This is a genomic window from Streptomyces jumonjinensis (genome assembly GCF_009600885.1).
Classification (GTDB): Bacteria; Actinomycetota; Actinomycetes; order Streptomycetales; family Streptomycetaceae; genus Streptomyces; species Streptomyces jumonjinensis.
Map to the genome: position 1 here is coordinate 99,537 of NZ_VCLA01000170.1, position 8,091 is coordinate 107,627.

Annotated in this window: 6 protein-coding genes; all 6 read right to left on the reverse strand. The window is 72.7% G+C overall.

Going from position 1 to position 8,091, the window contains the following annotated elements; translation table 11 throughout:
• Nucleotides 1-409: 409 nt before the first annotated feature.
• The 6 genes from FF041_RS25310 to FF041_RS25335 are packed head-to-tail and all read right to left on the reverse strand — an operon-like array spanning nucleotide 410 to nucleotide 8,083.
• Nucleotides 410-997, reverse strand: a complete 588-nt coding sequence (locus tag FF041_RS25310; protein ID WP_153524940.1) for a TetR/AcrR family transcriptional regulator — start codon at nucleotides 995-997, stop codon at nucleotides 410-412.
• Nucleotides 985-1,722 carry an enoyl-CoA hydratase family protein gene (locus FF041_RS25315; protein ID WP_153524941.1) on the reverse strand — a complete coding sequence of 246 codons (738 nt, stop codon included), beginning with the start codon at nucleotides 1,720-1,722 and terminating at the stop codon, nucleotides 985-987. Before FF041_RS25315 ends, FF041_RS25310 begins: the two co-directional genes overlap by 13 nt.
• Nucleotides 1,719-3,344: a 4-coumarate--CoA ligase family protein gene (locus FF041_RS25320; RefSeq protein WP_153524942.1), complete on the reverse strand. Its 1,626-nt coding sequence runs from the start codon at nucleotides 3,342-3,344 to the stop codon at nucleotides 1,719-1,721. Before FF041_RS25320 ends, FF041_RS25315 begins: the two co-directional genes overlap by 4 nt.
• Before the next feature lie 48 nt (nucleotides 3,345-3,392).
• Nucleotides 3,393-4,520 (reverse strand): acyl-CoA dehydrogenase family protein, encoded by a 1,128-nt coding sequence (locus FF041_RS25325; protein ID WP_153524943.1) that lies wholly within the window; start codon nucleotides 4,518-4,520, stop codon nucleotides 3,393-3,395.
• Nucleotides 4,517-6,457, reverse strand: coding sequence for an ATP-binding protein (locus FF041_RS25330; protein ID WP_323392673.1), 1,941 nt, complete (start codon nucleotides 6,455-6,457; stop codon nucleotides 4,517-4,519). Before FF041_RS25330 ends, FF041_RS25325 begins: the two co-directional genes overlap by 4 nt.
• A 27-nt stretch (nucleotides 6,458-6,484) precedes the next feature.
• A complete protein-coding gene (locus tag FF041_RS25335; RefSeq protein WP_153524944.1) occupies nucleotides 6,485-8,083 on the reverse strand; it encodes an acyl-CoA carboxylase subunit beta in 1,599 nt (532 codons plus the stop codon).
• Between the last annotated feature and the right edge of the window lie 8 nt (nucleotides 8,084-8,091).

Here is an 8,091-nt window from a genome sequence, read left to right on the forward strand (position 1 = left end):
ACGGACCCCTCCCGTGAGACCCGACCGCCGCCTATCCCGGGTGCTGGGCAACCCCGGCAAACCCAGCCCCTTGGGGGTCCCCCCGGACGGAGTCTGGGGGAGTTTGAGGACGGACCCCGCACCCCGGGACCCCGCACACTCCGCCCCCCGGCAAACCCAGCCCCGTGGCGGTCGGGGCGATTGAGGCGAGGGGAGCCAAAATCCAGCCTCGCCGGCGTTTGAGGCGCGGGGGTTCGGGGGCTGGCCCCCGACGAGAGCCCGCGCCGGGCAGGGTGGCTCGCACACAAGATCCAGCTCCGCCGGCGGCGAGCGGGGGCGCAAAATCCAGCCCCTGGGGGTCCCCCCGGACGGAGTCTGGGGGAGATTGAGGCGCGGGGGTTCGGGGGCTGGCCCCCGACAGGTGTCGTGGTCAAGGGCCGGGCAGGGCCGTCTCCAGCAAGGTCGTCCACTGGTGCACCACCCGTTCGCGCCGGGCGCGGTCGTCCGTCAGCAGGTTGGCCAGGCCCAGGCCCCTCGCCATGTCCAGGAAGCCCTGGACGGTCTCGCGGACGCCCGGGGCCGACTCGTCCACCGCCAGCAGCCGGATCGCCATACGGTGGGTCTCCCGGCCCACCCTGGCCTCCAGCTCGACGACCCGGGCGTGCAGTTGGGGTTCGTGGGCGGCGGCGACCCAGAGTTGGAGCGCCGCACGGAAGACCGGGCCGGTGTAGAGGTCGACCAGCGCGGCCACCACCGCCGCCCGGTCCCGCCCCGGCAGCCCGCGCAGGGCGGTCGAACGCTGCTCGGCGACGTACTCGACGGCCGCCGTGAACAGGTCTTCCCTGGTGGGGAAGTGGTGCTGGGCCGCGCCCCGGGAGACGCCCGCCCGTTCGGCGACCACCGAGACCGTCGAGCCCGCCCAGCCGACCTCGGCCAGGCAGGCCACGGCGGCCTCCAGCAGCCGTCGCCGGGTCGCCCGGCTGCGGTCCTGCTTGGGCGTGGCCGCTACAGCTCCCATGCGGGTTCCCGTCGTTCCAGAAAGGCCGAGATGCCCTCGCGCGCCTCCGCCGACGCGAACAGGGACGCCGAGCACCGCACCAGATCCTCCGCGTCCCGGTCGAAGGCATCCAGCACCCTAGCCGTCACCAGCCGCTTGGCCGCCGCCAGCCCTCGCGGGGACGCCTTGCGCAGTCCGGCGACAATCGGCGCGAGCGCGGTGTCCACATCATCGGCGGCGAGGGTGAGCAGCCCGATACGGGCCGCCTCCGCCGCGTCGAACGTCTCCCCGGTGAGGTAGTACCGCCCGGCGGCCCGCGGCTCCAGCCTGGGCAGCAGCGGCAGGGAGATCACCGCGGGGGCGACCCCGATCCGTACCTCCGTGAAGGCGAAGTCCGCCGCCGAGGAGGCCGCCGCCAGATCGCAGGCCCCCAGCAGTCCAAGACCTCCGGCCCGTGCCGGGCCCGTCACCCGGGCCACCACCGGCTTCGGCAGTTCGAGGATCTTCCGCAGCAGCGCCACGAAGGTGTACGGATTCGGCGGGGCCTTGAGGTCCGCTCCCGCGCTGAAGACCGGGCCGGTGTGGGTGAGGACCACCGCCCGTACGGAGTCGTCCCGCCCGCACCGGTCCAGCTCGCGCGCCAGCTCGTCCACCAGCCGCGCCGACAGCGCGTTACGGCCGCCGGGCGAGTCGAGCGCGAGGGTCGCGACGCCCCGCTCGAACCCGGCGGCGACCGTCTCGGTCATACGGCGCTCCCCCGCTCCCCCGCCTCCCGCTCTCTCAGCTCCCGTCTGAGGATCTTTCCCGAGGCGGCGCGCGGCACCCCCGCGATGAAGGAGACCCGGCGGATCTTCTTGTACGGGGCGACCCGGGCGGCGACGAACGCCATCACCTCGTCGCCGGTGAGCGCCTCGGCCCCCGGCTGCCGTACGACATACGCCTTGGGGAGCTCCGTGCCGTCCTCGTCGTACACCCCGATCACCGCCGCGTCCGCGATGGACTCATGGGTCAGCAGCAGCGCCTCCAGTTCGGCGGGCGCGACCTGGAAGCCCTTGTACTTGATCAGCTCCTTGACCCGGTCGACGACGTACAGCCAGCCGTCCTCGTCCACCCGGCCCACGTCCCCGGTGCGCAGCCAGCCATCGGCGTCGATCATCTCGGCGGTGGCCTCGGGTCTGCCGAGATAGCCCTTCATCACCTGCGGCCCGCGAATGGCCATCTCGCCCTTCTCGCCCGGCCCCACGGACTGCGCCGGATCGTCCAGGGACACCAGCCGCAGCTCGGTGGAGGGCAGCAGTCTGCCGACCGTGCCCGGCGGCGGGGCCGTCTCCCGCAGCGGCACGGCGTGGGTGGCGGGCGAGAGCTCCGTCATGCCGTACGCCTGGGCGATCGGCGGCAGCCCCAGCCGTGCCGAACAGGCCCGCGCCAGCTCGGCGTCCAGCGGGGCCGCAGAGCAGATCAGGTACTCCAGCGAGGAGAGGTCGTACCGTGCCACCGCCGGGTGCTTGGCCAGGGCCAGCACGATCGGCGGGGCGATGTAGAGACCGGTGATGCGGTGCTTCTCGATCGCCCCGAGAAAGGTGCCGAGCTCGAATCGGGAGAGCACGACCACGGTCGCGCCGTTCCGCAGCGGCGCGTTCATCAGCGCCGTCAGGCCGTAGATGTGGAAGAACGGGAGTACGGCGAGGATGCGGTCGCCCGGCTTCATCGCCAGCACCGGCTGGAGCTGTACGAGATTGGTGCCGATCGAGCGGTGGGTGAGCATCACGCCCTTGGGCACTCCGGTGGTGCCGGAGGAGTACGGCAGAACCGCGACGTCGTTCGACGGGTCGATGGCGATGTCCGGCTCGGGCGCGGTGGAGCCGAGCATGTCGAGCACGCTCAGATGCCCGTCCGCCCGGTCGCAGACGAAGATCTCCCGGACGCCGGGGGCCAGTTCGGCCGCCCGGCGGGCGGCTTCGAGCAGCGGGGATACGGTGACGATCCAGCGGGCCCCGCAGTCCCGGAGCTGCCGGGCGAACTCCTCCGCCGTGGCGAGCGGGTGCACGGTGGTGACGGTGGCCCCGGCGCGGGTCGCCCCGTAGAAGACGCTCGGGTACGCCACCGTGTTGGGGCTGTGCAGGGCCAGCACATCGCCCTTGCGCAGCCCTGCCTCGGCGAGGGCGGCGGCGATCCGGCGGTGGGAGCGGTCGAGCTGCGCGTAGTCGACGGTGGTTCCGTTGACTCCGTCGATCAGGGCGATGGCGTCGCCGTACTCGGCGGCGCGGCCCAGCACCGCGTCGTGGATGGGCTCGGCGAGCGGATCGACCTCGGGATACTGGCTGCGGAAGACATGACCGTGGTGCTGATGGTGCTCTTGGTGAACCATCGGAGCCCCTCGTTCTGTGGACGGCCGGGACGGACAGAATCGCCGCTGTCAGTAGGACTTGGGGAGTCCCAGGGACTGATGGGATATGTAGTTGAGGATCATCTCCCGACTGACCGGCGCGATCCGGGCCACCCGGGAGAGGGTGATCAGCGAGGCGAGACCGTACTCCCGGGTGAGACCATTGCCGCCGAGCGTATGCACCGCCTGGTCCACGGCCTTCACACACGCCTCACCCGCCGCGTACTTCGCCATGTTCGACGCCTCGCCCGCTCCGGCGTCGTCTCCGGCGTCGTAGAGCTCGGCCGCCTTCCGCATCATCAACGCGGCCAGCTCCAGTTCGACATGGGCCTGGGCGAGGGGGTGGGCGATGGCCTGGTGGGCTCCGATCGGGGTCTGCCAGACCTGGCGTTCCTTCGCGTAGGAGACCGCCCGGCCCAGCGCGTAGCGGCCCATGCCGATGGCGAAGGCCGCCGTCATGATCCGCTCGGGGTTGAGTCCCGCGAAGAGCTGGAGCAGGCCCGCGTCCTCGTCGCCGACGAGCGAGTCGGCGGGCAGCCGGACCTCGTCCAGGACCAGTTCGAACTGTTTCTCATGGGCCTGGAGCTCCATGTCGATCTGTGAGCGGGAGAACCCCTCGGCGTCCCGGGGGACGATGAAGAGACAGGGCTTGAGCCGCCCGGAGCGGGCGTCCTCGGTGCGGCCGACGATGAGCGTCGCGTCGGCGATGTCGACGCCGGAGACGAAGACCTTGCGGCCGGTCAGGGTCCAGCCGTCGGCCGTCCGGCGGGCGATGGTGGTGATGCGGTGCGAGTTGGACCCGGCGTCCGGCTCGGTGATGCCGAAGGCCATCGTGCGGCTGCCGTCGGCCAGGCCCGGGAGCCAGGCACGCCGCTGCTCCTCGGTGCCGAAGCGGGCGATGACGGTTCCGCAGATGGCGGGCGAGACGACCAGCATGAGCAGCGGGCAGCCCGCCGTGCCCAGCTCCTCCAGGACGATGGAGAGCTCCGTGATGCCGCCGCCCCCGCCGCCGTACTCCTCGGGCAGGCTGACCCCGAGATAGCCGAGCCGCGCGGCTTCGCTCCACAGCGCCTCGTGGTCGTGGTCCCGGCCGTGCCCGCGGCCGAAGGCGGCGACCGCGGCGCGGAGGGCTCGGTGCTCCTGGCTCTCGATGCTCATGGGTTCTCCCGAGGGGGCGTCGTGGTGTGGTGGTCGCGCTGTGCCGATGCGTCTTCCTGTTCCTGTACGTCTTCCTGTACGTCTTCCTGTACGACCGCGAGCAGGCCGCCCGCCTCGACCTGGCTCCCGGGGGCGGCGTGGAGCGCGGTGAGGGTCCCGGCGGCCGGGGCGGTGACACGGTGCTCCATCTTCATCGCCTCCAGCCAGAGCAGGGGCTGCCCCTGCTCGACCCTCGCCCCCTCGGCGACGCCTTCGCCGAGCCGTATGACGGTGCCCGGCATGGGCGCGAGCAGCGAGCCCGGGGCTTGCTCCGGCGCGGGCGGGCCGGGGAGGCGGGGCAGGGCGGTCAGGGCGGTGTTCCCGGCGTACACCCGCTCGCCGTGGACCGCGATGTCGTACGTCCGCAGCACCCCGGCCGCTTCGAGGACGACCAGGTCCGGGCCGGCGCTCACCACCCGTACGCCGTCGGCTTCGAGACCGTCGCGCGTATACCGGTAGCGCACCTCGTGCTCCACGCCGTCCGCCTCGGAGCGGTAGCGCTTGAGCTGCGGCTGGGAAGGGAGATTGCGCCAGCCGCCGAAGCGGGAGCGGCCGTGCGCGTCGGCGAGGGCGGCGGCCAGCGGGGCGTACGGATCGGGGGCGGCGGCGGTCAGCTCCGGCAGACGGCGGTCGTAGAAGCCGGTGTCCATGCGGGCCTCGGCGAACTCCGGGTGCCGCAGGGAGCGTATGAGCAGCCCGAGGCCGGTCGCCGGGCCGTGGACCCGGGACGCCTCCAGCGTCCCGGCCAGCCGGCGCAGCGCCTCGGCGCGGGTGGGGGCCCAGGCGATGACCTTCGCGAGCAGGGCGTCGTAGTGGACGCCGACCATGTCGCCGTCGGCGTATCCGCGCTCCAGTCGCACCCCGGGGCCGGTCGGCACCCGGAGCCGGTGCAGTACGCCCGACTGCGGGGTCCAGCCGCGGGCCGGGTCCTCCGCGTACAGCCTGGCCTCCACCGCGTGGCCCCGGGGGGCGGGCGGTTCGGCGGGCAGCGGCTCGCCCTCCGCGATCCGGATCTGGGCGGCCACCAGATCGACGCCGAAGACCGCCTCGGTCACCGGATGCTCCACCTGGAGGCGGGTGTTCATCTCCAGGAAGTGCGCCCGGCCCGAGGGGGCGAGCAGGAACTCGGCCGTGCCCACGCCCGTGTACCCCACCGCGCGGGCCAGCGCCGCCGACGACGCGTACAGCGACTCTGCGAGCTCCGGGTCGAGTCCGGGCGCCGGGCACTCCTCGATCACCTTCTGATGGCGGCGCTGGAGGGAGCAGTCGCGGGTGCCGAGCGTCCGTACCGTGCCGTGCGCGTCGGCCAGCAGCTGGACCTCGATATGCCGGCCGCCCTCGACATACGGCTCGATGAACACCTCGCCGTCGCCGAAGGCCGCCGCCGCCTCGGCGCGGGCCGCCGCGAGCTCCCCCTCCAGGGCGTCGAGCGTGCGCACGATCCGCATCCCCCGGCCGCCGCCGCCCGCCGCCGCCTTCACCAGCACCGGGAGGTCGGCCTCGGTCACCCGGGTCAGAGGGGCGAGGCCCATCAGCTCCTTCGCCCGGGTCTTGGACGCCAGCGCCTCGATCGCGGCGGGCGGCGGGCCCACCCACACCAGTCCCGCGTCCGTCACCGCCCGTGCGAAGCCGGCGTTCTCGGAGAGGAAGCCGTAGCCGGGGTGCACGGCGTCCGCGCCCGCCGTGAGCGCGGCCTTCACGATCAGCTCGCCGCGCAGATAGGTGTCGGCGGGGGACGCGCCCGGCAGGCGTACGGCCGTGTCCGCCTCCCGTACATGCAGTGCCGAGGCGTCCGGGTCCGAGCACACCCCCACCGTGGCGATGCCCAGTTCCCGGCAGGTGCGCATGATCCGGCAGGCGATCTCGCCCCGGTTGGCGACCAGGAGGGTTGCGATCACAGCGTCCGTACTCCTCTACATCTACAGCTACATCCGGAACACGCCGAAGCCGCCGCGTGCGCCTTCGACCGGGGCGGTGTGGATCGCGGACAGACAGAGCCCGAGGACCGTACGGGTGTCACGGGGGTCGATCACCCCGTCGTCGTACAGCCGTCCGGAGAGAAACGCCGGGAGCGACTCCGCGTCGATCTGCGCCTCCACCATGGCGCGCAGTCCGGCGTCTGCCTCCTCGTCGTAGGGCCGCCCCTTCGCCGCCGCCGACGCGCGGGCGACGATCGAGAGCACGCCCGCGAGCGGCTGCGATCCCATGACGGCGGATCGGGCGCTGGGCCAGGCGAAGAGGAAGCGGGGGTCGTAGGCACGGCCGCACATGCCGTAGTGGCCCGCGCCGTAGGACGCGCCCATCAGGACGGACAGATGCGGCACCGTCGAGTTGGCCACCGCGTTGATCATCATCGCGCCGTGCTTGATGATGCCACCCTGTTCGTAACGGCTGCCGACCATATAGCCGGTGGTGTTGTGGAGAAAAATCAGCGGCAGATCGCGCTGATTGGCGAGCTGGATGAACTGGGCCGCCTTCTGCGACTCGGCGCTGAACAACACCCCCTGGGCGTTGGCGAGGACGCCGACCGGATATCCGTGCAGGGCGGCCCAGCCGGTCACCAGGCTCGCCCCGTAGAGGGGCTTGAACTCGTCGAAGTCCGAGGCGTCGACGATGCGGGCGATGACCTCGCGGGGGTCGAAGGGGGTCTTGAGGTCCTCGGGCACGATCCCGAGCAGTTCGCCGACCGGGTGCTCCGGCGGCTGGGCCGGGGGCGGATCGGGGTGCGCCTTGCGCCAGTTGAGCCGGGCGATCACACGGCGGGCGTGCCGCAGCGCGTCCGGTTCGTCGAGCGCGAGGCAGTCGGCGAGTCCGGAGGTCCGGGCGTGCATCTCGGCTCCGCCGAGGGACTCGTCGTCGCTCTCCTCGCCGGTGGCCATCCGCACCAGCGGCGGGCCGCCGAGGAAGACCTTGGAGCGCTCTTTGACCATGATGGTGTGGTCGGACATCCCGGGGACATAGGCCCCGCCCGCCGTGGAGTTGCCGAAGACCACGGCGACGGTCGGGATTCCGGCGGCGGAGAGCCGGGTGAGATCGCGGAAGAGCGCGCCGCCGGGGATGAAAACGTCCTTCTGGGAGGGGAGATCGGCGCCGCCGGACTCCACGAGCGAGATGCAGGGCAGCCGGTTGGCGCGGGCGATCTCATGGGCGCGCAGGGCCTTCTTGAGCGTCCAGGGGTTGGAGGCGCCGCCGCGCACGGTCGGGTCGTTGGCCGTGATCACGCACTCGACGCCGGAGACGACTCCGACGCCGGTGACCATCGAGGCGCCCACCGGGTAGTCGCTGCCCCAGGCGGCGAGGGGGGACAGCTCCAGAAACGGGGTGTCGGGGTCCAGCAGCAGCTCCACCCGCTCCCGCGCGAGAAGCTTGCCGCGCCGCCGGTGCCGCTCGGCGGCGGACTCGCCGCCGCCCGCGAGCGCCTTCGCGTGCTCGGCGTCGAGCGCGGCGATCTTGTCGAGCATGGCGGTGCGGCGGGCGGTGTACTCGGGGGAGGCGGGGTCAAGGGAGGTGGGGAGGCGGGGCATGGGCGGCT